The 25,068-nt window shown below is 74.2% G+C and carries 22 protein-coding genes; 11 read left to right on the top strand and 11 right to left on the bottom strand.

Annotated features, from left to right (window positions below; genetic code table 11):
• Positions 1-47: 47 nt before the first annotated feature.
• From ACZ7C5_RS35080 to ACZ7C5_RS35070, 3 genes are all read right to left on the bottom strand, one after another.
• A complete protein-coding gene (locus ACZ7C5_RS35080; RefSeq protein WP_401092360.1) occupies positions 48-536 on the bottom strand; it encodes an NUDIX hydrolase in 489 nt (162 codons plus the stop codon).
• A gap of 10 nt (positions 537-546) precedes the next feature.
• Positions 547-1,098: a sugar transferase gene (locus ACZ7C5_RS35075; RefSeq protein ID WP_188295625.1), complete on the bottom strand. Its 552-nt coding sequence runs from the start codon at positions 1,096-1,098 to the stop codon at positions 547-549.
• A gap of 337 nt (positions 1,099-1,435) precedes the next feature.
• Positions 1,436-1,708, bottom strand: a complete 273-nt coding sequence (locus ACZ7C5_RS35070) for a hypothetical protein (RefSeq protein ID WP_470324230.1) — start codon at positions 1,706-1,708, stop codon at positions 1,436-1,438.
• Between the two features lie 404 nt (positions 1,709-2,112).
• On the opposite strand from ACZ7C5_RS35070, the gene ACZ7C5_RS35065 reads away from it, so the two are divergent.
• Complete coding sequence (locus ACZ7C5_RS35065; protein ID WP_470324229.1) at positions 2,113-3,195, top strand: polysaccharide deacetylase family protein; 1,083 nt, start codon at positions 2,113-2,115, stop codon at positions 3,193-3,195.
• 355 nt (positions 3,196-3,550) lie between these two features.
• Here the strand turns inward: ACZ7C5_RS35065 and ACZ7C5_RS35060 are convergent, their stop codons facing one another.
• Positions 3,551-4,321: a glutamate racemase gene (locus ACZ7C5_RS35060; RefSeq protein ID WP_401092357.1), complete on the bottom strand. Its 771-nt coding sequence runs from the start codon at positions 4,319-4,321 to the stop codon at positions 3,551-3,553.
• Between the two features lie 18 nt (positions 4,322-4,339).
• Between ACZ7C5_RS35060 and ACZ7C5_RS35055 the strand changes: the two genes are divergently transcribed.
• Positions 4,340-5,527 (top strand): glycosyltransferase, encoded by a 1,188-nt coding sequence (locus ACZ7C5_RS35055; protein ID WP_401092356.1) that lies wholly within the window; start codon positions 4,340-4,342, stop codon positions 5,525-5,527.
• Positions 5,528-5,569: 42 nt separating this feature from the next.
• Positions 5,570-6,316, top strand: a complete 747-nt coding sequence (locus tag ACZ7C5_RS35050) for an SAM-dependent methyltransferase (RefSeq protein ID WP_401092355.1) — start codon at positions 5,570-5,572, stop codon at positions 6,314-6,316.
• 154 nt (positions 6,317-6,470) lie between these two features.
• On the opposite strand, the gene ACZ7C5_RS35045 is transcribed toward ACZ7C5_RS35050, so the two are convergent.
• Both ACZ7C5_RS35045 and ACZ7C5_RS35040 read right to left on the bottom strand, forming a co-directional pair.
• Positions 6,471-7,145, bottom strand: coding sequence for a thiol:disulfide interchange protein DsbA/DsbL (locus ACZ7C5_RS35045; RefSeq protein ID WP_401092354.1), 675 nt, complete (start codon positions 7,143-7,145; stop codon positions 6,471-6,473).
• Positions 7,146-7,287: 142 nt separating this feature from the next.
• A complete protein-coding gene (locus ACZ7C5_RS35040; RefSeq protein ID WP_401092353.1) occupies positions 7,288-8,472 on the bottom strand; it encodes a glycosyltransferase in 1,185 nt (394 codons plus the stop codon).
• Between the two features lie 446 nt (positions 8,473-8,918).
• On the opposite strand from ACZ7C5_RS35040, the gene mscL reads away from it, so the two are divergent.
• From mscL to ACZ7C5_RS35020, 4 genes are all read left to right on the top strand, one after another.
• Positions 8,919-9,365 (top strand): large conductance mechanosensitive channel protein MscL, encoded by a 447-nt coding sequence (mscL, locus tag ACZ7C5_RS35035; RefSeq protein ID WP_401092352.1) that lies wholly within the window; start codon positions 8,919-8,921, stop codon positions 9,363-9,365.
• Between the two features lie 409 nt (positions 9,366-9,774).
• A complete protein-coding gene (locus tag ACZ7C5_RS35030; protein ID WP_401092351.1) occupies positions 9,775-10,578 on the top strand; it encodes a DUF6643 family protein in 804 nt (267 codons plus the stop codon).
• 276 nt (positions 10,579-10,854) lie between these two features.
• Positions 10,855-11,730 carry an MOSC domain-containing protein gene (locus tag ACZ7C5_RS35025; RefSeq protein ID WP_401092350.1) on the top strand — a complete coding sequence of 292 codons (876 nt, stop codon included), beginning with the start codon at positions 10,855-10,857 and terminating at the stop codon, positions 11,728-11,730.
• Between the two features lie 483 nt (positions 11,731-12,213).
• Positions 12,214-14,658, top strand: a complete 2,445-nt coding sequence (locus ACZ7C5_RS35020; RefSeq protein ID WP_401092349.1) for a right-handed parallel beta-helix repeat-containing protein — start codon at positions 12,214-12,216, stop codon at positions 14,656-14,658.
• A 261-nt stretch (positions 14,659-14,919) separates the two neighbouring features.
• Here the strand turns inward: ACZ7C5_RS35020 and ACZ7C5_RS35015 are convergent, their stop codons facing one another.
• Together ACZ7C5_RS35015 and ACZ7C5_RS35010 are read right to left on the bottom strand one after the other, a co-directional pair.
• Positions 14,920-16,146 (bottom strand): PLP-dependent cysteine synthase family protein, encoded by a 1,227-nt coding sequence (locus ACZ7C5_RS35015; protein WP_401092348.1) that lies wholly within the window; start codon positions 16,144-16,146, stop codon positions 14,920-14,922.
• Between the two features lie 157 nt (positions 16,147-16,303).
• Positions 16,304-17,479 carry an ROK family protein gene (locus ACZ7C5_RS35010; RefSeq protein WP_401092389.1) on the bottom strand — a complete coding sequence of 392 codons (1,176 nt, stop codon included), beginning with the start codon at positions 17,477-17,479 and terminating at the stop codon, positions 16,304-16,306.
• A 191-nt stretch (positions 17,480-17,670) separates the two neighbouring features.
• On the opposite strand from ACZ7C5_RS35010, the gene ACZ7C5_RS35005 reads away from it, so the two are divergent.
• Positions 17,671-18,873: an MFS transporter gene (locus tag ACZ7C5_RS35005; protein ID WP_401092347.1), complete on the top strand. Its 1,203-nt coding sequence runs from the start codon at positions 17,671-17,673 to the stop codon at positions 18,871-18,873.
• Between the two features lie 166 nt (positions 18,874-19,039).
• Positions 19,040-19,630, top strand: coding sequence for a HutD/Ves family protein (locus tag ACZ7C5_RS35000; RefSeq protein ID WP_470324228.1), 591 nt, complete (start codon positions 19,040-19,042; stop codon positions 19,628-19,630).
• Between the two features lie 97 nt (positions 19,631-19,727).
• Here ACZ7C5_RS35000 and ACZ7C5_RS34995 read toward each other — a convergent pair whose 3' ends face one another.
• Positions 19,728-20,627: an esterase/lipase family protein gene (locus ACZ7C5_RS34995; protein ID WP_470324240.1), complete on the bottom strand. Its 900-nt coding sequence runs from the start codon at positions 20,625-20,627 to the stop codon at positions 19,728-19,730.
• 173 nt (positions 20,628-20,800) lie between these two features.
• On the opposite strand from ACZ7C5_RS34995, the gene ACZ7C5_RS34990 reads away from it, so the two are divergent.
• The gene (locus tag ACZ7C5_RS34990; protein WP_470324227.1) at positions 20,801-22,114 is read left to right on the top strand and encodes a PucR family transcriptional regulator; all 1,314 of its coding nucleotides are present in this window, start codon (positions 20,801-20,803) and stop codon (positions 22,112-22,114) included.
• A gap of 60 nt (positions 22,115-22,174) precedes the next feature.
• Here ACZ7C5_RS34990 and ACZ7C5_RS34985 read toward each other — a convergent pair whose 3' ends face one another.
• Complete coding sequence (locus ACZ7C5_RS34985; RefSeq protein ID WP_401092344.1) at positions 22,175-22,930, bottom strand: acyltransferase; 756 nt, start codon at positions 22,928-22,930, stop codon at positions 22,175-22,177.
• A gap of 305 nt (positions 22,931-23,235) precedes the next feature.
• On the opposite strand from ACZ7C5_RS34985, the gene ACZ7C5_RS34980 reads away from it, so the two are divergent.
• A complete protein-coding gene (locus ACZ7C5_RS34980; protein ID WP_401092343.1) occupies positions 23,236-23,997 on the top strand; it encodes a maleylpyruvate isomerase family mycothiol-dependent enzyme in 762 nt (253 codons plus the stop codon).
• Between the two features lie 91 nt (positions 23,998-24,088).
• Here the strand turns inward: ACZ7C5_RS34980 and ACZ7C5_RS34975 are convergent, their stop codons facing one another.
• Positions 24,089-24,862, bottom strand: coding sequence for an enoyl-CoA hydratase family protein (locus tag ACZ7C5_RS34975; protein WP_401092342.1), 774 nt, complete (start codon positions 24,860-24,862; stop codon positions 24,089-24,091).
• Positions 24,863-25,068: the final 206 nt, after the last annotated feature.

The raw sequence follows: 25,068 nt of genomic DNA, 5'->3' as shown, positions 1-25,068 counted from the left end.
GGGCCGGCGGCAGGCGGCAGGCGGCAGGACGCCGTCGGCAGGCGGGCTCAGGGGCGCTCCTTGCCCTCCCAGGTGAAGACCGCCGGACCCTCGCACTCCAGCGCGTGGCGCAGCCGTTCGTGCTCGCTCTCGATCATCGGCGGCAGCTCGTCCAGCCCGAACCAGCCGACCTCCAGCGACTCGTCGTCGTTCACCCGCGCCTCGCCGCCGACCGCACGGCAGCGGAAGGTCAGCACCAGGTACTGCGTCACATCGCCGTTCGGGTAGGTGACCTGGGGCGAGACCGTGACCGAGGCGAGCAGCTCGGGCACGGCCACCACCCCGGTCTCCTCCTCGCACTCGCGCACCACGCCGTCGGCGGGCTGCTCGCCGGGGTCGAGGATGCCGCCGATCGGCGCCCACCGGCCGTCGTCGGCCCGGCGGGCGAGCAGCACCCGGTCGCGGTCGTCCAGCACGACCGCGACGACGGCGCTCAGCCAGAGCGGGCGGGTGCCCACGAGGGCGCGGAGGTCGGCGAGGAAGGGGGGAATGGCCATGGACCGCAGCCTATCGGGGCGGTTCCCGGCCGACCCGGTGCGTCCGGCCGGTGTCGGGGCGCAGCAGGGCCAGCACGGTGCGCCCGAGGATGTGCAGGTCCAGCCGGAGCGAGCGGTGCTCGACGTACCAGAGGTCGAGTTCGGCCCACTCGGGGCGGCTGAGCGGGCGGCGGGTCCGGCCGCGGCCCACGGCGTGCAGCTGGGCCCAGCCGGTGAGTCCGGGCCGTACCGCGAGGCGGCCGTGCTCGCGGCCCGAGTAGCGCACCGCCTGGTCGGGGCTGACCGGCCGCGGCCCGATCACCCCCATCTCGCCGCGTGCCACGTTCCACAGCCGGGGCAGTTCCTCCAGGCCGGTGCGGCGTAGCAGGGCGGGGAGCCGGCCGTCACCGCCGGTCCGGAAGCGCAGGATCTGGAACTCGCGGCCGTGCCGGCCGGTCCGGGTCCGCCGCTGGAGGACCGGGCCGTCGTTGGTGCAGCGGAGCAGGACGGCGATCAGCAGGGCCAGCGGCAGTGCGACGATCGCGGCCAGGGCGGCGACGGCGAGGTCGCCACCGCGCCTCATGAGGCGGCCACGGCACGATCCGGCCTGCCGACCATCGCTCCCCCTCCGCTGCGCTTCGAGCCGGAAGAACGCATTCACAGTAGAGGCGGGATGAAGTCTTCGTCCGGAAATGGTGAAAGAAGGGGCCCAGGGATTGTCGGACTGGACGATATTCGGTCGGTCTGACTAATTTCGCTCGGTCCGCGTTTCGAAATTCCGAAAACGATCGACATAAGGGTGGGGGGACCCCCGGTCGAAACGTGCCTTCCGCACGACCTTCCGCGCGGACCTCCACACGGCCTTCCGCGCGGCCTTCCGCACGACCTTCCGTACGGCCGGTACGCCGGTACGGCTGCCGTCAGAGCGCGGCGCGGCGCCGGTCGCGGAACACGCCGAAGGCGATCCGGCCGAGCAGCAGGACACCGGCGGCCAGGCAGCCGGCCACCGCCATCGCCCAGGCGGGACCGTCACTGTCCGGCACGAACACGGCGACCAGGATGCCGAGAGCCAGGCAGGCCAGGCCCACCACGGTCAGCGGGAGCTGGTGGGTGACCAGTGCCCCGCCGCTGCACGCCCGGGCCATCCGGGAGGCCCCGTGGAGGTGGAAGGGGTCACGGTCCGCATCTGCCATGAGCCCAAGGTACCCCGGGGCGGCACCGGAGGCAGCCCGCAGGGAGTGAAGGCCCGGGCACTCTCGGCGACCGGGGGATCGGGGCTGGTCAGGGGCTCGCCGCGGTCAGCCGAGAATGTGTCCAAGGCGTCCGCACGGGCATTTCGGCTCCACAATCAGTCCACGAAAAATCCTCGTCCCCCCGGTACAACCATCCGCCCGGTGCAGCGGTCTCAATGGCATTGAGTGATCCAGGAGCCGTTCGAGGGACGGGTGTGACTCCCCCACCGAGAACAGGAATATCCAAGGGCGGAGCCGCCGCCCTTGGAGTCGGAGGCCGGGCTCCGTCCTCCGGCGGTACCGCCACGCCGCTCGGCGAACGAGGGGGAACCGTGCCGCAGTCCCAGTCCACTACAACGATCTCCATGGCCCGCGCCCGGTCGGTGACCGGCGTGCGCGCCCTGCCGCCGCCCATCGGGTGGGGGGCGGACCGGCACGACGTCGGCCGAGCCGCCGACCGGGTGTACGGCGAGCACGTCCGCGGCGACCGGCGGCACGGCGGGGGCCGTCGCCGGGCGGCCGTCGAACCGGAACAGCAGGACGCCCGGGGCGAGTGGCTGCGGTTCGCCCCCGTCCAGCCGCTGTTCCGGGCCCGCGCGGCCCAGCGGCTCGCCGTGCTCGCGTACCACGGGGTGACCGACCACCGCTCCTTCGGCGCCCAGCTCGACCGGCTCCGGCGGCTCGCCACACCCGTCTCGCTCGGCGCGGTCCTCCAGGCGGTGACCGAGCAGCGGCCGCTGCCGCCCAGGAGCGTCCTGGTCACCTTCGACGACGCCGACCGGAGCGTGTTCACCCACGCCCTGCCGGCCCTCGACGCCCGGGGCATTCCGGCCACCGCGTTCGTCATCTCGGAGCTCATCGGCACCGAACGGCCGTTCTGGTGGCACGAGGCCGACTTCCTCGCCCGGCACGGGGGCCGGGCCCGCTCGCTCGACTGCGGCCACCCGTCCCAGGTGCTCCGCCGGCTCAAGGCCATGCCGGACCCGGACCGCCGGCGCAGCCTGCACGAGCTGCGGGCCAGCGCCGACCGGCGGCCGCCCCGCCAGGAACAGCTGACCCCGGACGACCTGCTCGCCCTGCGGGACGGGGGTGTCGCGATCGGCAACCACACCCAGGGGCACCCGTGCCTCGGGCGCTGCGACGACGACACCGTGCGCACCGAGATCACCGGCGCCCACGAGGCCCTCACCCGCTGGCTGGGCGAACCGCCGATCGCCTTCGCCTACCCGGACGGCGGGCACGACATCCGTGCCGAAACCGTCCTGCAGGAACTCGGATACCGCCTCGGTTTCCTCTCCGACCACCGGCTGGGCCCCCGTCTCCCCTCCCACCCGCTCCAGATCAGCCGTCTCCAGGTCGACTCCACCACCAGCACCCGCCGGTTCGACACCATCCTCTCCGGCCTCGAACCCGCCTACCGCCGCTGGCGCCGCCAGGCAGTCGCGTAGCCCGGGCAGCGCTCCGCGACGAGGCACACCGCCGGTGGGCGGGGAGCCGGCCCGGGCCGGCTCCCCGCCCACCGGCGGTTCCGGACGAAGGCGGACGGCCAGGGGACGACGGCGCGATCCGCCACGGCGCGCACCGGAAGTCGGCCGGGCCGACTTTCTGCGCTTGAGTCCGGGCGGGCGCTTGTGACCAGCGATTCTTCGGGAGCCGGGCACCGGAAGACCGGCCCGGTCGACTTCCCGCGCGCCGCACAAAAGGTCGGCCTGACCGACTTCTCACGGGCGATGGATCGGACGCGTACTTTCGGGCGGGGATTTATCCGCCACCGGGAGGTCGACCTGTCGACTTCCCGCCGTGTCAGCCGATGAGCGTCGCGAGGGCGTTGCCCTGGGGGTAGCGGGCGGCGGCCGGGGGGAGCTCCGCGCGGGCACCGGCGTGGAGGACCGTGAGGGTGCCGCCGCCCGTACGGGTGGGGTCGGCGACGCGGCGCAGCGCCTGGGCGGCGACGGCGCCGGCGGAGCCGTACAGGGTGAGCGCCGGGGAGGCGGTCGGGGCGACGGCGGCGCGGATGCGGTCGTCGACGAGTTCGTAGTGGGTGCAGCCGAGCACGATGGCGTCGGTGCCGGCCGGCGTACGGGCGGCGGCGTCGGCGATGGCTGCCGTGACGGCCTCGTCGTCGCCGTGCTCCACCGCGTCCGCGAGGCCCGGGCAGGCGACCTCGGTGACGTCCGCCGGACCGCCGAAGTCACGGATCAGCCCGCGCTGGTAGGCGCTGCCGGTGGTGGCCGGGGTGGCCCAGATCGCGACCCGGCCGCCCTGCGCGGCGGCGGGCTTGATCGCCGGGACGGTGCCGATCACCGGCAGCCCGGGCTCCAGCTCGGCCCGCAGGGTGGCGAGCGCGTGGACGGAGGCGGTGTTGCAGGCGACCACCAGGGCATCGGGTTCGAGCGCGGCGGCCGCCCGGCAGCAGCCGAGCGCCAGCTCGGTCACCTCTTCGGGCGTGCGCGGCCCCCACGGCATCGAGGCCGGGTTGGAAGAGAGCACCAGATCCACGTCCGGGCGCAGCTTCCGAAGGGCGGCGGCGGCGGCCAGCAGGCCGATTCCGGAGTCCATCAGTGCGATCTTCACGGGTCAAGACTTTAGTCGATGCGCCCGCCCCGCCCGGTTCTGCGGCAGACTGCCGGGGTGACCGTCCTGCTGTGGATCGCCGCGTTCTCCCTGCTGGTCTGGCTCTGGTTGGCGTGCTGCCACGGCTCGTTCTGGCGCACCGACGTGCGGCTGCCGCCGCGCCGCCCGCCGGTCCGCTGGCCGCGGGCGGCGATCGTGGTGCCGGCCAGGGACGAGGCCGCGGTGCTCCCGGTCAGCCTGCCGACACTGCTCGCGCAGAAGTACCCGGGACGGGCCCGGGTGATCGTGGTGGACGACCACAGTACGGACGGCACCGGCGCGCTGGCGGCGCGGCTGCGGACGGTCGACGGGCTGGAGCTGACCGTCACCACCCCTCCCCCGCTGCCCCCGGGCTGGACCGGGAAGCTGTGGGCGCTGCGGCACGGCGTGGAGCTGGCCGGGCCGGACGTCGAGTACCTGCTGCTGACGGACGCCGACATCGCGCACGGCCCCGACTCGCTCGCCGAGCTGGTGGCCGCCGCCGAGAGCAACGGGCTGGACCTGGTGTCCCAGATGGCCAGGCTGCGGGTGGAGACCGGCTGGGAGCGGCTGATCGTGCCGGCCTTCGTGTACTTCTTCGCCCAGCTGTACCCGTTCCGCCGGAGCAACCGCCCGGGGGCCAGGACCGCGGCCGCGGCCGGCGGCTGCTCGCTGGTGCGGCGCGAGGCGCTGGAGCGGGCGGGCGGGGTGGCGGCGATCCGCGGCGCGGTGATCGACGACGTGTCGCTGGCCAGGGCCGTGAAGTCCACCGGCGGCCGGACCTGGCTGGGCCTCGCCGGCGAGGTGGACAGCGTCCGCCCGTACCCGCGGCTGGAGCAGCTGTGGCGGATGGTGTCGCGCAGCGCGTACGCCCAGCTCGGGCACTCGCCGCTGCTGCTGCTCGGGACGGTACTGGGGCTGGCGCTGGTGTACCTGGTGCCGCCGGCGGCGACGGTGGCCGGGCTGGCGGCGGGAGCTCCCGCGGTGGCGGTCGCGGGCGGGGCGGCCTGGGCGCTGATGGCCGGCACGTACCTGCCGATGGTGCGGTACTACGGGCAGCCGGCGCCGGCCGTGCTGCTGCTGCCCTTCACCGCGGGGATGTACCTGCTGATGACGCTGGACTCGGCGGTGCAGCACTGGCGCGGCCGGGGCTCGGCCTGGAAGGGCCGGACCTACTCCCGGGCCTGAAAATCCCCTGCGCGCCGGACCGCCCCGACCCATACTGCTCGGATGGACCGTCAGCAGATCTCCCGCCTCGCCCATGCCCACCATCCGATCGCGGCCCCGCTGACGGACGAGTCGGTGGCCCGGCTGCTGGACCGGGCCACGGCCGGGACGGAACAGGGCCTGGCGCTGGACCTCGGCTGCGGCGAGGGTGCCTGGCTGGTCCGGACGCTGGCCGCCCGCCCTGGCTGGCGGGCGGTGGGGGTGGACCTGGACGCGGCGGCACTGACCCTGGCCCAAGAGACGGCGACCACGCTGGGCGTCGTCCGCCGGCTCGGTCTGCACCACCTGGACGCCCGGACGTTCACCGCGAAGGAGCCCTTCGACCTGGTGCTCTGTGTCGGCGCCACCCATGCGTTCGGCGGCCTGCTGCCGACGCTCGCCGCGGCCCGCGAACTCCTCGCCCCGGGCGGCCGACTGCTGGTCGGCGAGGGGTTCTGGAAGCGCGAGCCGTCCCAGGCCGCGCTGGACGGGCTGGGAGCGGCCCGGGACGACTACGCGGACCTGGCGACGACCACCGACCGGGTCCTCGCGGCCGGCTGGACACCGGTGTCCGGGTACGTCAGCAGCGAACAGGAGTGGGACGACTACGAGTTCTCCTGGACGGGGGCGCTGGCCGAGTGGGCGCTGGACCTCCCGGACCACCCCGACGCGGTGGCCGTCCGGGCGGCAGCGGACCGGCACCGCGCCGAGTGGCTGCACGGCTACCGGGGGACGTTCGGCTTCGTCACGTACCTGCTGCGCCGCGACTGAAGCGGCTGAAGCGGCTGAAGCGGCGGGGACGACCGAGGCGACTCGATCCGCCGAACCGGATGAACCGCCGGAACGGCATGAACCCCATGAACCCGCCGAACGGGTCACCCAGCCCCCAGAGCACCAGCGTGGGCGGCTGGTCGGCGCGCAGCCCTCAGTACTTCTTCGCCTGCTCCTGCTGCACCAGGTGGTCGAGCGCCTGGGGCATCCCCTCCACGCCGCCGGCCGTACTCGGCGAGGCCCGGTGGTCGCCCTGGACGATGACCGTCGGCAGTTCCTTGATGCCGTTGTCGATGAACGCGGCCGCCGCCTGGTCGACCGACTTCGCCACCCCGGCGGAGCGGTAGGCCTTGCCGAACTGCTGGGCGTCGACGCCCTGGCGCGAGGCCCAGTCGGTGGCGCCGGCCTCGGTCGTGAGGTCGAGCCCCTCGTTGTGCACGGCCCGGAAGGCACCGACCTGGAGGCGGTCGACCAGGCCGAGGCGCTCCAGCGTGTAGTACAGACGGGCGTGGCCGCGCTGGACGGACTCCTCCCGGCTGCCAGGCCAGATCCCCGGGACGCGGCGCAGCGTGACGTCGGCCCGGTGCTTCTCCGCCCAGGCCTGTAGGGGCTTCTCCAGCGCCTGGGAGTGGCCGCAGTCGTACCAGAAGAACTCGACCGCCTCCGTGCGGGCGTTCGCGCGCACCGGTTTCGGATGGTCGAGCTGGACGAACTGGAGGCCCTCGGTGGGGGTTTGGTGGGTCAGCGCACCGGCCTGGACGGGGGACGCGGCAATCCCGGCGGCGACGGTGAGCAGGACGGTGGACCGCAGCAGTGACTTCGAGTTCACACCGGGCAGTGTGCTGGCGACGTTTCGCTACCGGCCGGTTGTCGCCGTGCCGACCGGGCCGGATTCGCCCGGACGGCGCAGCGGTCCGGGCGAGCGCGCCGGGGTCGGTGCACTCGGACGGCCCTCGCCGGCGTCGGTGCGGTCAGCGGTCGGCCACCGCGCCCGCCGTCCACACCTCGGCGACCAGCCGCTGCCAGTCGTCCACCACCGCGCCCAGCTCGAAGTGCTCCAGCGCGTGCGCCCTGGCCGCCGCACCGAGGCCCGCGCGGTTGACCGCGAGCACCTTGCCCAGTGCCTCGGCGAGGGCGAGCGGGTCCCCGGGGGCGACCAGCGCGCCGGTGGCACCGTCCCTGACCACCTCGCGCACCCAGCCGACGTCGGTGGCGACGGCGGGCACCCCGGCCAGCGCCGCCTCGATCAGCGCGCCGGGCACGCCCTCGCTGTCGCTGGTGAGCAGCAGCGCGTCGGCGGCGCGGTAGAGCGGGGCCGGATCCGGCAGCGGGCCGAGGAAGTGGGCGCGGGCGGCGGCCGGGTGACGGGCCAGCGTCTCGCGCAGCGGGCCGTCCCCGGCGATCGCGAGCCGGACGTCGGGCAGCCGGTCGAGCACGTCGAGGGCGAGGTCCAGCCGCTTCTCCGGAGCTATCGCCCCGATCCAGGCGACCAGCAGGACGTCGGCCGGCAGGCCCAGCGCGTGCCGCGCGGCGCGCCGGTCGTCCCGGCCGTCGGCGGGCGGATAGCTCTCGGCGGCACGGGAGTTGGAAATCACGTGCACCTTGCCGTCGGGCAGCCGGAACTGCCCCTCCAGGACGTCTCGCGCCTCGTCGGTGAGCGTGGTGACGGCGGCCGCGCGGTGCATCAGCGCGCCGCCGCGCACCCGGCGCAGCCGGTTGGCGGTCCAGTAGCGCGGGTGGCCGACCGAGACGTAGACGAAGGGCGTACGGGTCCCGGCCAGGGCGAGGGCGCAGGCGGCCAGGGTGTCGGAGCCGTGGGCGAGCACCACGTCGGCGGCGCGGGCGGTGGAGCGCAGCGCCCGCAGCGTACTCGGGCGCAGTCGGCCGGGGCCCAGCACGGCGGCGGAGCGCAGACCGGAGGCGTCGGAGCCGTCCTCGGGTCCCTGACCTGCGGAAACTGGGGCCGACTCGACGGGGCTCGGGCGGGCGGCCGGATGCGGGGCGAGGGCGCACAGCGCGGAGGACTGGCCCCGGCGGCTCAGTTCCCGGTGGAGGTCACGGGCGAAGTTCTGCGCGCCGCCACGGCGCGAGTCGCTGATCAGGTGCAGGACACGCGGACGGTTTCCGGCCGGATCGGCCGACATATGGTCGGGCATGGACCGACCTTGGCACAGTGCTCCGCCCGGTACATCCCCTTCGCGCAACCTGGTGGTGGCCCATCCGCCCGCGCCCGTACACCCGATGTGCGCCACGGGCCCGCCGTCGTGCGCCGGATGCGACCTCCGTGCGCCCCGTCTCGCCCCCTGCCGCGCTCCGGTTCACCCCGTCGCGCCGGGTCGGCGCCCACCGCGGACCGGCGCGTGCCGGTGTCAAGTCCGGTTTCACACCACCGGGTTGCCCGAACTGTTCGAGCGTCGAAAGGCCGGTACGCGGAGGGCCCTGGCGCTGCCCGGCCGGACACCGCGGGGCAGGCCGGCCGTTCCCCGGATCGGGTGAACGCGGTTGGACCTCGGCCCCGGCCGGTCGGCAGGATGTCCGGCCGGGGCAGCGCCCGCCGCGCTGCCCCATCTCCCCCTTCCCCGTACGGATTTGGAGTCACCCGGTGTTCAAGGGATTCCGCAGCTTCCTGCTGCGCGGAAACGTGGTGGACCTCGCGGTCGGCATCGTGATCGGCGCGGCCTTCACCGCGGTCGTCACCGGGTTCGTCAGCGCCTTCCTCACCCCGCTGGTCGGTGTCGCCTCCGGCGCCGTCGGCGACTTCACCCAGAAGACCTTCGAGGTGGCCGGCACCCGGTTCCCGTACGGTCTCTTCGTCAACGCGGTCATCGGCTTCGTGCTGACCGCCGCCGTCATCTACTTCGCCGTGGTGCTGCCGGTCGGCAAGCTCCAGTCGCGCTTCGAATCGGCCAAGCCGGAGCCGGCCGCGAAGGCGGACTGCCCGGAGTGCCTGAGCTCGATCCCCGCGGCCGCGACCCGGTGCTCCTTCTGCACCTCCGAGGTCGGCAAGCCCGGCCTGCCGGCGCAGGCCCAGGCGGCCCAGTCGCACTGACCTGCGTCAGCAGCCGACGTCACCGGCTGACGGTGCAGGTCGGGGCGCAGGTCGAGGGCCTGGACCGAGTACCCGGAGAGCTGACGGGAACTTTATTCCCGAAACATTCACGAGCCCCCGTCGCACCCTTGGCGGGGGCTCGAACGCGCCCGCGCACGCCGTGTCCGCGAGAAGTTTCTCCGCGGGGCCCCCGACCGTCCACCGGCCGGTCACCGCACGGCCTCCAGGGCCCTCCGTCCGGCTACTGTTCGACCACTGACGGGGCGCCAAGGTTGTCCGGAACCGGACGCCGGAATGTCCGCCTTTCCTACTTTCGAAACCTTTGTGCGAGCGAAGACTGTGTAAACAGTCGAACTGCTCCCCCTCCCGCTCTCCTCAGCAGGCGCGTTGTGGGCTTACCGTATGGCCCATGACCTCGCCCCGCTCCTACGACGGAGTCGGCTACCCCTCTCCGTCCTTCTCCTCCGGCACGCCGATCTACGACAGCCTCGTGGCTGAGCGCGGCGTCCCCCAGATCGCGCCCATCAACGTGCCGGCCGCCCTGCCCCCGGCACTGTCGTCCGGTTACGGATCCGGCCTCGCGCCGTCCTACGAGAACCGCTACGGCAACGGGTACGAAAGTGCCGGCAGCAACCTCCCCGCGCTGCCGCCCGCCCGCCTCGCCCTGGGCCCCGGCCCGAGCAGCGGCCCCTCCGCCGGCCCCGCCACGGCGTACATCCCCGCGCAGCCCGCGCCGGCGTACGCCGCCCCCCAGCCGCCGGTCCCCGGCTACGGCTCCCCCCAGCCGTACCAGCGACCGCAGCCCGCCACCCCCGCCTTCACCCAGACCGCCAGCGGCGGTTACCAGCCGACCGGCGGCCAGAGCTTCGGCGGCCAGAACACCTTCATCGGCGCCCAGGGCGGCCCGCAGACCTTCGGCGCGCAGCAGCCCGGCGGCCCGGGCGGTTTCGGCCAGGGCCAGCCCACCGGTCCGCAGGGCTTCGGCGGCCAGCAGTCCTTCGGCGGCCAGGCCGCCGGCGGCCCCGGCTTCCAGGGCCAGGGCGGCGACCAGTCCTTCGGCGGCGCCCAGCTGCGCCCGGCCGTGGCGCCGGTCGCGCCGGTCCGCCCGATGCAGCCGCAGCGCCCGGGCCCGTACGGCGAGCCCGGCCCCGGTTCCTTCCAGGCGGGCGGCCAGGGCAACGGCGGCTACCAGCCGCAGGGCCAGGGCTACTGAAGCGCTGACACCCCGAGGCCGTCCCCCCACGCGGCCCGCACCCGCACCACCTGAGCACCACCCGGCGCCCCCCGTACGCCGGGCGAACGGAGAAACGGGTCATCCACGGACCGCCCGGAACGCCCCTCACGGCGTCCCGGGCGGTCCGTGCGCATTCGGGGACCGCCCGTGCGAATGTCCGTTCACGTGTCCGGCGCGGGCGTTCGTCCGGGTGACCGCACACCTCCCCTCCGGGGGCGTTTCCGCAGGCCGGAGGCGGGCTGGCAGGATGGGGGAATGCAGCTCACCGGACTCCACGTCTACCCCGTCAAGTCCATGTACCGCCTGAGCCCGGACACCGCCGTGGTCCAACCCTGGGGCCTGGCCGGAGACCGCCACTGGATGCTCGCCGACGCGAGCGGACGCTTCGTCAGCCAGCGCGAGAACTCCGCCCTCAGCCGGATCCGGGCGGGGCTGCTGCCCGACGGCGTCCTCACCCTGACCGCCCCCGACGGATCCAGGATCGAGGTGCCCGCGCCCGCCGTCGCCTCCGGCGACCCGCTCGTCGAGGTCGAGGTCTGGGGCACCCGCTTCCACGTCGCGGAGGCCTCCAAGGAGGCGCACCAGTGGATCGCCGAGCAGCTCGGCGACTACCGGCTGGTGCACCTGGACAACCCGCGCGCCCGGCCCGTCGACCCCCTGTACAGCGAGCCCGGCGACACCGTCTCGATGGCCGACGGCTTCCCGCTGCTGCTCACCACCACCGCCTCGCTCGACCGGCTCAACGAGCTGATCGCCGCCGAGAACCCGGACGACCCCGAGCCCCTGCCGATGGAGCGCTTCCGCCCGAGCGTGGTGGTCGACGGCACCGAGCCGTGGGCCGAGGACACCTGGCGGCGGATCCGGATCGGCTCGGTCACCTTCAAGGTGGTCAAGCCCTGCGGGCGCTGCGTGATCACCACCACCGACCAGGAGACCGGCGAGCGGCGTGGCAAGGAACCGCTGCGCACCCTGGCCCGGCACCACCGGCTGCTGCGCAAGGCCGCGTTCGGGCAGAACCTGATCCCCGAGCGGCCGGCCGGCGTGGAGGGCGACGCGCTCGGCACGCTGCGGCTGGGCGACGAGGTCGAGGTGCTGGAGGACGGGGCGCCCTGGCCCACCGACGGACACTGAGCGCACGGGCGGGCGAGCGGACGGACGGGCTCACGGGCTCACGTATGGACGGACGGACGGACGCCGGGCTCGGCTCGGTGTCTCGGGACGGCCTGCGTCGACCGCCTGTGCCGATCTGCCGTATCGGCCGGGCCTGACCCGACCCGACCCGACCCGACCTGGCCTGGCCTGGCCTGGCCTGGCCTGGCCCGCCGAAGCGGCCGACGGCCCGTGCCGGAACAGCGGGGCGCGTCGTCAGGCCGACCGGCGCGGAGCGCGTGCCGCGCCCTGGAACCGGCGCGTCCGCGCGGAACCAGTGCCGTGTCCGCTCGTTGAAACAGGTGGTCGGAACCTGTGGTGGCGGTGAGTGCTACCGGTGTCCGCGTGACCGCGGGCGGCCGGACCACCCACGTGGGCGCGCTACGGTGGGCGGGCGGCCCGCGCACCCCCGCGCGTTCGGCCCGTTGATCGCCGGCTAGACGAAGGTGGGGACGACAGACCGTCATGGCTGAGCACAGGGTCCGGGTCACCCAGGACAGCGCATCCCGCTGGCGTCGCCGCGCGGGCGAGTACGACACGCTCGCTGAGGCCCTGGCGGCCGCCGAACCGGGCGACACCGTGGCCGTCCGGCCGGGCACCTTCCGGGAGAACGTGCTGCTGGACAAGCCGGTGACGATCGTCCCGGCCCAGGGGCCGGGAACGGTCCGGATCGACCCGCCCTCCGGGGTGGCGCTCACCGTGACCGCCGCCGCGACCGTGCGCGACCTGGTGATCGAGGGCGGCGACAGCTCCACCCCGGCCGTCCTGGTCACCGGGCCGCAGGCCACGCCCGCCTTCAGCGGCTGCCGGATCGAGACCCGCTCGGCCACCGGCGTCGAGGTCACCGGCGGTGCCCGGCCGACCCTGCGCGGCTGCGTGGTCACCAACCCGGGCGGCCTCGGGCTGCGGCTGCGCGGCGAGGGCACCGCCGCCGCCTTCGAGGACTGCGAGGTCGCCGCCGCCGGCCAGGCGGGGCTGGCCGTCCTCGGCGGCGCCACCGCGGCCCTGGACCGCTGCCGCATCCACCACGCCTCCGGCGCCGGCGTCCTGCTGTCCGACCCCGGCAGTGCGGCCGAGCTGACCGGCTGCGAGATCTACGAGATCCGCGGCAGCGGCGTGCAGGCCGAGGCGCAGGCGGGCGGACGGCTGGTCGACTGCGAGATCCACCGGGTCACCGGCAACGGCCTGACCCTGGACGGCGAGGCCGAGCTGGTGCTCACCGGCTGCCGGGTCCACGACCTGCCGGAGAACGGCGCCGACCTGCGCGGACGCGCCCGGCTCACTCTCTCGCACACCACCGTCCGGGACTTCGGGCGCGGGGCGCTGTCGGTCTGGGACCAGGGCACCGAGGCGGTCGCCGAGTCCTGCCAGATCCACGGCTCGACCGGCGAGTACCCGGCGCTGTGGGTCAGCGACGGCGCCCGGCTGACCCTCACCGACTGCTCACTGCACGACCTGCCGGACGCCCTGTTCGTCCTCGACCGGGACTCCGCCGCCAGCGCCGAGGGCTGCTCGTTCAGCCGGATCCGCAGCTCGGCGGTCTCGGTCAGCGGCGGGGCCACCGTCTCCCTGGCCTCCTGCCGGGTGCAGGAGGCGGGCACCGGGCTCTGGTTCCGCGACCACGGCAGCGGCGGGCTGCTCACCGACTGCGAGATCTCCGACGTGGCCACCGGCGTCATCGTCACCAAGGGCGCCGACCCGGTGCTGCGCGACTGCACCGTACGGGCCAGCACCGATGCCGGGGTGTACGTGTCGGCCCAGGGGCGGGGCACCTTCGAGGACTGCCGGGTCTCCCACGGCAAGGGCTTCGGCTTCCACATCATCGACGGCTGCCGGACGCAGCTCACCCGGTGCCGGGCGGAGCAGAACCAGCGGGCCGGGTTCGAGTTCTCCGAGCCGGGACCGGTGACGGAGGCGTGCGTCTCGGACGACGTCGGGGCCGCTCCGGCCCCGGCCGTTCCGACCGCTCCCGGTGGCGGAGCGGGGCCGGGGCCGTCGTACGGCTCCACCGACGTACCAGCCCCGCGGACCGCCCAACTGACCGCGGCCACCCAGGCGTTGGCATCGGCCGCGGCGGGCTCCGCGTCGATCACTCCGATCCCGGACTGCCGTCCGGCCGACGAGGCGCTCGCCGAGCTGGACTCGCTGGTCGGGCTGGCCACGGTGAAGCAGGAGGTGCGTACGCTGATCGACCTGATCTCGGTCGGCCGGCGCCGCCGCCAGGCCGGGCTCAAGGCGCCCTCGCTGCGCCGGCACCTGGTCTTCACCGGTGCGCCCGGCACCGGCAAGACCACCGTCGCCCGGCTCTACGGCGAGATCCTCGCCTCGCTCGGGGTGCTCCAGCGCGGACACCTGGTCGAGGTCGCCCGGGTCGACCTGGTCGGCGAGCACATCGGCTCGACCGCGATCCGCACCGCGGCCGCCTTCGACCGGGCGCGCGGCGGGGTGCTCTTCATCGACGAGGCGTACGCGCTCGCGCCCGAGGACGGGGCGCGGGACTTCGGGCGCGAGGCGATCGACACCCTGGTCAAGCTGATGGAGGACCACCGGGACGAGGTGGTCGTCATCGTGGCGGGCTACACCGCCGAGATGGAGCGCTTCCTGTCCGCCAACCCCGGTGTCTCGTCCCGCTTCTCACGCACCATCGGATTCCCGGACTACACGGCCGACGAGCTGTTGGAGATCGCCCGGGCGCAGTGCGCGGAGCACGAGTACGCGCTCTCCGAGGAGACCGCGGAGGCACTGCTGGTGCACTTCGGCGGGCTGGAGCGCGGCCCCAGTTTCGGCAACGGGCGCACCGCCCGGCAGGTCTTCGAGACCATGGTCGAGCGGCACGCGGTACGGGTCGCCCACCTTGCGGACCCGTCCACGGAGGAGCTCCAGTTGCTCGTCCCGGCCGATCTGCCGTAGGGCCACTGCCGCGGGGGCACGGCTGCGGGGGCACCGACAGGGGGAACTCGGCGGCCGCGTCGGGCCGTTGAGACGGCTATGGGTGTACTGCTGACGGGCGCGGCGGGCGGTGATCCGGCGGGTGCGGCGGGTGCCGAGTGAGCGGTGACAGCAGCACGGCTGACGGCTGACGAGTAACAGATGACAGAGTTTGAAATCTGTCATCTGTTATCTGTCGTCTGTAGGTTGTCAGCCGTCAGCCGTCGTTCGGGGCCGGCCCAGTCAGCCCGTCCAGGCGTCGCCGGCCAGGAAGGACTCCAGCGCGGCCCGGTAGGGCGCGATGTCGATCCGCTCGCCCGCCAGCCAGTCGTCCGAGTAGTACTTGTCCAGGTAGCGGTCCCCCGGATCGCAGATCAGGCCGACCACGCTGCCCGTCCGCCCGGCCTCCCGCATCTCGGCGACGATCCTCAGCGCGCTCCACAGCCCGGTCCCGGTGGAGGCGCCCGCCTTCTTGCCGAGCACCTGCTCCAGCACCCGCACCGCGGCGATCGACGCGGCGTCCGGCACCTTCATCATCCGGTCGACCGCCCCCGGGACGAAGCTCGGCTCCATCCGCGGCCGTCCGATGCCCTCGATCCGCGAGCCGGTCGCGCAGACGGCGTCCGGATCGTGGCGCACCCAGCCGTCGAAGAAACAGGAGTTCTCCGGGTCCGCGACGCAGATCCTGGTGTCGTACTGCATGTAGTGGACGTACCGGGCGATGGTCGCCGAGGTGCCGCCGGTTCCGGCGGTGGCGACGATCCAGGCCGGCTCGGGGTGCGGCTCCAGGCGCAGCTGGGCGAAGACCGACTCGGCGATGTTGTTGTTGCCGCGCCAGTCGGTGGCCCGCTCGGCGTAGGTGAACTGGTCCATGTAGTGCCCGCCGGTCTCCTCGGCGAGCCGGGCGGAGGCCTCGTACACCTCGCCCGGACGCTCGACCAGGTGACACTCGCCGCCGTGGAACCGGATCAGGTCGATCTTGGACTGGCTGGTGCTCTTGGCCATCACCGCGATGAACGGCACCCCGATGAGCTGGGCGAAGTACGCCTCGGAGACGGCGGTGGAGCCGCTGGAGGCCTCGATCACCGGCTTGCCGGGGCGGATCCAGCCGTTGCAGAGGCCGTAGAGGAAGAGCGAGCGGGCCAGCCGGTGCTTGAGCGAGCCGGTCGGGTGGGTGGACTCGTCCTTGAGGTAGAGGTCGATGCCCCACTCGGCGGGCAGCGGGAAGCGCAGCAGGTGGGTGTCGGCGGAGCGGTTGGCGTCGGCCTGGACCTTGCGCACCGCCTCCTTGAGCCAGGCGCGGTACTCAGGGTCGGAGCGGTCGACGTCGACGGTCGGCTCGACACCACGCCCGGCACCTCGCTCGATGCCGGGCTCCGTGCCGGGCTCCGTGCCGGACTCCAGGCCGGGCTCCAGGCCGGGCTCGACCCCTTGCGCGATCCCGAAGTGGGTGCCGAACTGGGTGCTCATGGGCGCTTCTCCCTCGTCGTGACCCCCCACTGCTCACTACGAGTGTACGAGAGTCACGATAAGTGACTATTTTCGAAGGCCCAGCTCCGCCTTATCGCCCCTGCGGCACCACCGCTCCACCGGCTCCCCTGAGCCCCCGCTCCCACTCCCGCTCCCGCTACACCGGCACCGACTGCGGGTCCGCCAGGTAGGGTCCCCAGCCCAGCTCGGCCGCACCCGCGAGCGCGCTGTGCGCCAGCTCCGCGCCGACGATCGGCACCCGGCCGCTGCGCCCCCACAGGCTGCGCTCGGCGACCACCGACCGCAGCCGGTCGGGCGCGGCCTCCAGCAGGTCGAGGTGCAGCCCGCTGAGGACCACCCGGTCCGGGTTGAGGATGTTGGCGACGCCGGCCAGCCCGAGTCCGAGCCGGTCGATGACGTGCTCCACCGCCGCCCGCGCCCGGTCGTCCGTCACGGCCGCCCGGCACAGCTCGCGCGCCTGGTCGAGCAGCGGTCGGCCCGGCTCGGGGGTGAGTCCGGCGGCGGCGAACAGCGCGTCGGGATCGGTCTCGGAGTTGAGGCAGCCGCGGTTGCCGCACCCGCAGGGCCGGCCCTGCGGGTCCACGGCGAGGTGGCCGACCTCCAGAGCGAGGCCGGCGCTGCCGGTGTGCAGGTGGCCGTCGATGACCAGCGCGCCCCCGACGCCCCGGTGCCCTGAGGTGACGAAGAGCAGGTGGCGAGCACCCCGGCCGGCGCCGTGCCGGTACTCGGCGAGCGCGGCCAGGTTGGCGTCGTTGGCGATCGCGGTGGGGAGCGGACGCAGCGCCTTCGGGCCGTGGTCGGCGCGGCCGACCTCGACGTCGTACAGGTCGGCGACCGGGGTGCCGCTGGGCCAGGCGAAGTGCAGCGCGGCGAGGGCGGCACCGTCCGGCTCGGTGACCGGGTTGGGCAGCGCCAGCGCGGCGCCCAGGCACCGGCGGTCGGTCGCGCGGGCGAGTTCGGCACCCGCCACGGCAACGGCGCGCAGCATCCGGACCGGGTCGGTCGCGGCGGGCAGCGGCAGATGGACGGGTGGGTCGAGCAGCCCGCCGAGGCCGGCCAGGGTGACGCTCAGCCCGTCGGCGTGGATCTGCCCGGCGACCACGACCGGGCCGTGCGGGTCGATCGCGAGCCGGTGCGAGGGGCGACCGCGGCCGCCTCCGGCCGGGCGCGAGTCGACGGTGATCAGGCCGAGCGCCTCCAGCTCGGCGGTGACCGCGCCGGCGGTGGCCCGGGTGACGTCCAGCGCGCGGGTGAGCGCGGAGCGGGTCGGCGTCTGGCCGGTGTGGATCAGGGAGAGCGCCGGGCCGAGCAGCGTCCGGCCTCGATCCGGAGCCGCGCGACGGTGGCCGTCGCGCTGCGCGTCGAAGTCGTTCCCGGTTCCGGGCTTCGGGCTTGATGGTGAGAGCTGCACGCCCCTATTGTGACTTTGTGTCGCTTCGAAACAAAATCGGTTCCCACACCCGACCACACCATCCCTCCCTCCAGTCTCGCAGCACACCTGCGGTGACCGACAGCCCCTGGGGCCCAGCGCGTGTCGCCCTCACCGCGATCTTCGCCGTCGACGGCTTCCTCTTCGCCGCCTGGGTCGTCCGCATCCCGGACATCCGCAGTCAGGTCAGCGCCTCACACAGCGCCCTCGGGCTCGCCCTGCTCTGCCTGTCGATCGGCGCCGTCCTCACCATGCCGATGGTCGGCCGACTCTGCCTGCGGTACGGCTCACGACCGGTGACGGTCGGCTCGCTCGCCCTGCTCAGCGTCGCCGTGCTGCTGCCCGCGCACGCCCACTCGGTCAGCACGCTCGGCGCCGTGCTGCTGCTGTTCGGTGCGGGGTACGGCGGGGCCAACGTCGCGATGAACAGCGTCGCCGTCGAACTGGTCGCACAGCTTCGGCGGCCCGTCATGCCCAGCTTCCACGCCGGGTACAGCTTCGGCGGGCTGCTCGGCACGGGTGTCTGCGGGCTGCTCGCCGGATCGCTGAGCACCGCGTGGGCGCTCTTGCTCAGCGGGGTGCTGGGCATGGCCGTCACCGTCGGCGCGGGCGCGGTACTGCTCCGCAGCCCGGCGGCGGCACCGGTCGCACCGGCCGCGCCGGGCCGCACGGACCGTACGGCGAATCAGTCCGGCAGGGCGGGGGCGGACGCGGGCCCGGCCCGTTCGCGTACCCGGCTGCTCGTCGTGCTGCTCGGCCTCACCGCGCTGTGCACCGCGTACGGCGAGGGCGCGATCGCCGACTGGACCACGCTCCACCTCACCGACGACGTCCACGCGAGTTCCGTGGTGGCCGCCACCGGCTACGGCGCGTACGCGTTCGCGATGGCCGCCGGGCGGGTCAGCGGCACCTGGCTGTCCATCAGGCTCGGCCAGACCCGGCTGATGCTGCTCGGTGGGCTGACGGCGGCCGTCGGCATGCTGGTCGCCGCGCTGGCCCCGGCGGTGCCGGTGGCGATCTGCGGGTTCGTACTGGTCGGCCTCGGCCTGGCCAACCTCTTTCCGCTCTCCATCGCCCGAGCCGGCGCGGCGGGCGGACCGCAGGGCGTCGCGTTCGCCTCCTCCCTCGGCTACGGGGGGATGCTGATCGGCCCGGTGGTGATCGGCTTCCTGGCCGACGCGGCCGGACTGCCGCTCGCCCTCACCACGGTCGCGGTCGCGGCCACGCTGGCGGCGCTCCTGCCGCTGTCGGTCGGGCGGCGGCTGGGCGTCGAGTGACGGATGACGGATGACGGATGACGAATGACGGGCGACGGCGAACAGATGACAACTGTTGAAATCTGTCATCTGTTCGCTGTTATCCGTTCGCCTCCCGCCCCCGCCACACCCCCGCCCCCGCCCCCACCCGGACACAGCCGCCCGGCCGGTGGCAGGATGCGAGGCCATGACGACCAGCGAACGTTTCCAGGTACTGCGGGCGGGCGAGCGCCCGGCAACGGCGTGGCTCAACGGGGGTGGGGTGACCAGGGAGGTCGCAGGGTTCCCGGCCGGCGCGGGGCTGGACGCCTTCGACTGGCGGGTCAGCCTCGCGGACGTCGCCACGGCCGGGCCGTTCTCCCCGTTCCCCGGGATCGACCGGGTGATCACCCTGGTCGAGGGCGCCGGCATGACGCTCACCGTGGACGGTGACGAGCAGCTGGTCGACGTGCCGTTCCGGCCGTTCGCCTTCTCCGGTGACGCCACCACCGACTGCCGCCTGTCGGCCGGCCCCGTGGTGGACTTCAACGTGATGACGCGCCGCGGGCGGGTCGAGGCCACCGTGGACCTGGTCGTCGCGACCACCGCAACCGCCCCGGCCACCACGCTCGACGTCCCGGACGGCAGCACCGTCCTCCTGGTCTGCCTCCTCGGCACGGCCCGCCTCGACGGCGTCGGACTCGCCCGCTACGACGCCGCGTTGCTCGACGGACCGGGCGGCTACGAGCTGTGCCCGGACGGCACCACCGCCGTCGTCACCTTCCGCTCCGCAGGCTGACGGCCGACGCGCCTGCGCCCCCGCACCCGCGCACGGCACTCCCGCCCCGGACCGGACCACCCCGGCCCGGCCCGGAGGCAGGAGCGCCGTCGCCGCGTCAGCCGCAGAGCACCGGTGTCGCGTGCGCCGGATCCAGGGCATTGGTCACCAGGTGCAGAGCCGTCGGCGAGAACGCGATCCCGACGTGCTCCACCAGCGAGACCGGGCAGTGCTGCTGCACCACCTCGTTGTCGACGTCCGGACCGCTCAGGAACTGGGTCCGCCACGGTGTCACGACCTCGTCGAAGACCGTCGAGACCACGGTGTAGCTCACACCGGGGACGGTGTCCGGCCGGGACGCCATCACCTTGTTGAACCCGGAGCCCACCGCCTGGTCCCGGCAGGCCTGGCAGACCGTGTAGATCAGGTCCGCGACTCCCGGGAAGTACGGCACCAGGTTGGTGATCCCGTCGAGCGTGGTGCCGTGGTTGGACGGAGCCAGCCCGACCAGCCGGCCGACCTTGGACGCGCCACCGAGGAACTTGAGGTAGTAGTTCGGCAGCATGCCGCCCTGCGAGTGCCCGACGATGTCGACCTCGGCCGCACCGGTCGCGTTCCGCACCAGGTCCACGAACCGGGCGAGTTGGGCCGCCGACTCCGGGACCGGCCCGAGGCCGCCGATCGGCAGCAGCAGACCGCTGCCGCTGGAGGTGACACCGGGGACGGTCCCGTAGTCGAGGGCGAAGACGCAGTACCCGAGGCCCTTCAGCAGCGGGGAGAGCGTCAGCCAGTTCTCGTAGCGGTTGGCGAAGGTGCCGTGCACCAGGACCACCGGCCGGGGGTGCGCGGCGCCCGGCCGGCAGTTCCAGTCGTTGGCACCGGGCGGTGAGGCCACCGTGTCACCGTCGGGCGGCAGTTCGGCAGCGACCGCGGGTGCCACCGAGGGGGGCGGTGAAGCGCTCGCGGGCGCCGCCGTCGCGCCGGCCAGCAGCGCCCCTGCCAGGAGCAGCACACCCAGCGCGCCACCGAGCCCGCCGCGCCGGGAAGTCGCGGAGAAGCGGAGAAGTGGGGTTCTCAACTGTTGCCTCCACAGCGGAAGTTTGTTACCAACAGGTAACCCGAGGACTCCATCATGCGGTCACCCTTCCGGCCCGGCCCTTGGGCGTCCCCCAGACCTGGACGGTGTTCTCTGTGACCGGTCACAACGCGCCCCGCCACACGCCCCCGAACACCTCCGACCGGACACCGGACTGGCGCGCCCCGGTGATCGGCGGGCTCCCGGCCGACCAGCGACTGATCGGCGGCGTACGGGAGTTGGCCGAGGCCGTGGTCGCCGCCCTGCTGGAACGGGTACCGGTCTACCGCCGGCTGCCCCGCGAGCAGCTCACCGGCGAGCTGACCCGGGACGCCGAGCGCCGCATCCGCGCCCTGGCCCACACCGTGCGGACCGGACTGCCCGCCCCCGCGGAGGAGTTCGCCGCCGTCCGGGAGGCCGCCGCCCGGCGCGCCGAGGAGGGCCTGCCACTGGACGCCGTCCTGCTCGCCCACCACCTCGGGCTGGAGGTCTGCTGGGAGTTCGCCACCCGGCACGCCCGGGACGGCGACGCCGCCGACCTCCTCGTCCTCAACCGGCTGCTGCTCGACCAGCTCCGCCAGGCCGCCACCGCCGCCGGAGCCGGCTACCTGGACGGCCGGCGCCCGGCCGCCGGCCGCCGGGACACGGCCCGACAGTCCCTGCTCAGCGCGCTGCTCGCGGGCACCTCCGCCCAGGCGGCCGCCTCCCGTGCCGGGGTCCGGCTGCCCGCCGGGTACGCGGTGCTCTGCCTGTCCGTCGCCGGCCACCCCGACGAACACTCCCCCGGGGTCGACCCCGGCGTCGCCGCCCACCGCAAGCTCCGCCGCTTCGAGGCCGAACTCGACCACCGCACCCGGCAGTCCGCGCTCGCCGCCCTCACCCCCACGGGCGGCCTGGTGCTCATCCCGTTCGGCCCGTCACCCGGACCGGCCGAGGTCGACACCGCGGAGGCGCCCTGGTCGCTGCTCGGCGCCACCCTCGCCGCGGCCGCCAGGGCGGCCGGTGCACCCGTACTGGCCGGGGCCGCCTCGGCCACCCCCGCCGAGGTGCCGGGTGCGGCCGCCCTCGCCTGCGAAGTCCTGGAGGTGGCACAGGCGTTCGGCCGGCCACCGGGGCTGCACCGGCTGGACGACATCCTGCTGGAGTACCAGCTCACCCGGCCCAGCCAGGCCCGCTCCCGGCTCGCCGCGCTGCTCGAACCGCTGGCCGACACCGGGGAGTTGCTCACCACGCTGCGCACCCACCTGGCCGGGGGCCTGAACCGTCGGCACACCGCGAGCGCCCTGCACCTGCACCCGAACACCGTCGACTACCGGCTGCGCCGGATCGCCGCGCTGACCGGCCTGGATCCGACACGCCCCGCCGACGTCCCGCTGATCACCGCCGCCATCGCCGCGAGCGCCGCCGAACAGGCATTCCTGGCGGAGTAGTTCACGACTTCATCCGAAGCGCGGCATCGGCACCACGACGCGGGCGCCCGACCGGCGACGTCAGCCCTGCTCCCCCGGCAGCCGCAGGTCCCAGCCGACCAGTGCACGCAGCTGTTCCGCGCTCACGCCCTCCGGCACCGGCTGCGGAGCGTCGTGGCGCAGCGGCGGCTGCCAGCCCTCCTCCTCGGTCCAGCGACGGACCACCTTGGCCGGCGCCCCGGCGACCACGCTGTGGTCGGGCACCTCGCCGCGCACCACGGCGCCCGCCGCGACCACCACGTTGCGGCCGATCCGTGCCCCCGGCAGGATCACCGCTCCGGTGCCGATCCAACTGCCCGCGCCGATCTCCACCGGCTCGTTGCGCGGCCACTGCTTGCCGATCGGCAGCTCGGTGTCCCGGTACTCGTGTGCCTGGTCGCTGATGTACACGCCCGGCCCGGTCCACACGTCGTCACCGATGACGATCGACTGGTGGCCGACGATGTGGCTGTCCCGGCCGATCACGCAGCCGCCGCCGATCCGCACGATCGGCTCCGGCCCGAGGTCGAGCCCGGGCAGGAACCCGGCGCTGATGGTGACCCGTTCACCGATGATCGAGAACGGCCCGATGGTGATCCACTGTTCGTTGAACACCGCCCCGAGCGGAAAGCCGAGGGTCGTACCGTCCCCCAACTCGCCGAACCGGTACGGGCCGGGGTTGCGGTTGGTGACCGCGCCGGTCCGCTGCACCCAGCGCCAGCCCCGGTGAACCAGGCGTCCGGCGGCACGGCGGCCACCGGCCCGGACGGCTGAGACGAGGGATCGGGATATCGGCATGCGATCACGTTACCGGCCCGTAGCGTCCGCCCGTCGGCCGGGAGGCCGACGTCACACCGGCCGCTTCCGCCCCGGTCGCCACACCGGCCGCTAGCACCGGCCGGCCCCTTCGGCACGGACGAAGGCCGCGCCCCGGAATGCTCTGATCAGTCGAAGGCCGCGCCCACAAGGGCCGAGCCCCGGAAGACCCCGACCGCCCGAAGACCGTGACCGTCCGAAGACCCCGGCCACCGAACACCCGGGCCACTCGAAGAAATGTACGAAATCCGCGACCGGTGGCCGACCCCGGTGGAAGACTCCGACCCATGGAGATCACCGAGCACATCGACGCGCTGCGCCACGAGGGCACCCGGCTCGCCGACGCCGCGGCCCGCACCGAGCTGACCGCCCCCGTACCGACCTGCCCGGAGTGGCAGCTGGCCGACCTGCTGCGGCACATCGGCTACGTCCACCGCTGGGCCGCCACCATCGTCTCCCGGGGCCTGCCGGCGCCGCTGGACGAGGCGGGTGCCCAGGCTGCCGTCGGGCCGATGCCCTCGGACGGCGCCCTGCTCGACTGGTACCGCGAGGGCCACGCCGCCCTGCTGGACACGCTCACCACGGCGCCCGCCGACCTCGCATGCTGGAGCTTCCTGCCCTCGCCCCGCCCGCTGGCGTTCTGGGCCCGGCGTCAGGCGCACGAGACCGCCGTCCACCGGTACGACGCCGACGCGGCCGCCGGGGTGCCGGGACCGGTCGTGGACACCTCGCTCGCCCTGGACGGCATCGACGAACTGCTGAGCGGCTTCATGACCAGCGGTCGCTCCAGGCTGCGCAGCGAGCAGCCGCGCACCTTCCGGATCCGGGCGACCGACGGGGCCGGCTCCTGGCACCTGACAGTCACCCGGGAGCCGGTGGTCGTCATCGACGGCGAGGGCCCCGAGCCGGCCGACCTGACGCTCACCGGCCCCGCCCGCGAGCTCTACCCGCTGCTGTGGAACCGGCTGCCCGCCGGACAGGCCGGCGAGGTCAAGGCGGTCGGCGACGAGGGGCTGCTCGGCTTCTGGAACGACGCGGCGGCGATCTGATCCCCGTGCCCGGGGAACGGTCGTGACCACCCGGGAACGGCGATGGCCCCGGGTGTGGCGTCCGGACGCCGCACCCGGGGATCCGCCGCCGTCAGCGCACCCAGCGCGCGGGCCGCTTCTCCAGGAACGACCGCATCCCCTCCTGTGCCTCGGCCGAACCGAACAGCCGCGCCGACAGCTCCACCAGCTCGTCCGCGTCCCGCTCGAAGGAACGCACCACATCGGCGTTGGCCAGCCGCTTCGACTCCGCGAGGCCCTGCGGGGAGCCCAGGCGCAGCGCGTCCAGCAGGCCCTTCAGCACCACGTCGGTGGACTCGGCGGAGTCGGTGGCACTGGTGATCAGGCCGATCCGGGCGGCCTCGGCGCCGTCGAAGACCTCGCCGGTGAGGTAGTAGCGGGAGGCCGCGCGCGGGTCCAGCTTCGGGCGCAGCGGCAGCGAGATGACCGCGGGCGCGAGGCCGAGCCGCACCTCGGTGAAGGCGAAGGTCGAGGCCGGTCCGGCGACGGCGAGGTCCGCCGCGCCGACCAGACCGAGGCCGCCCGCCCGGACGTGCCCGTCGATGACCGCGATCACCGGCTTGGCGCAGTCCACGATCGCCCGCTGGAGTTCGACCAGACCGCGCGGCCCGACCGTCGGGTCCGCGCCGGTCGCCTCGGAGAGGTCCGCGCCCGCACAGAACACCTTGCCGGCGTGGCCGAGCACCACCGCGCGGACCTCCGGGTCGGCCGCCGCGGAGGCCAGCCCGGCGTGCAGCTCGGCCATCAGCCGGGTGGAGAGCGCGTTCCGGTTGTGCGGCGAGTCGAGGGTGAGCGTGGTGACGGCGTCGGCGGTGCTGACGCGGACGAGGGGCGCTGCGCTGGTCATCGGCGGGGCCTGCCTTCCGGCTGAGGGTGGGTCGGACTGCGGGGCGCGGTCCGGGGCCTGCCCGGACGACGCCCGGACGACTCTGGCACGCCCACCCGCCCCTCGGCCAGAGCCGACCTGTCCGTCGGCACGAGAGGCCACTTCTTCCAGTCCGTCCGAACCGACAGCGAACAGGTGACGGATGACAGATGACAGATGTTGAAATC

The organism is Kitasatospora sp. NPDC036993 (genome assembly GCF_055607525.1).
This window is presented reverse-complemented; position numbering and strand designations above follow the sequence as displayed.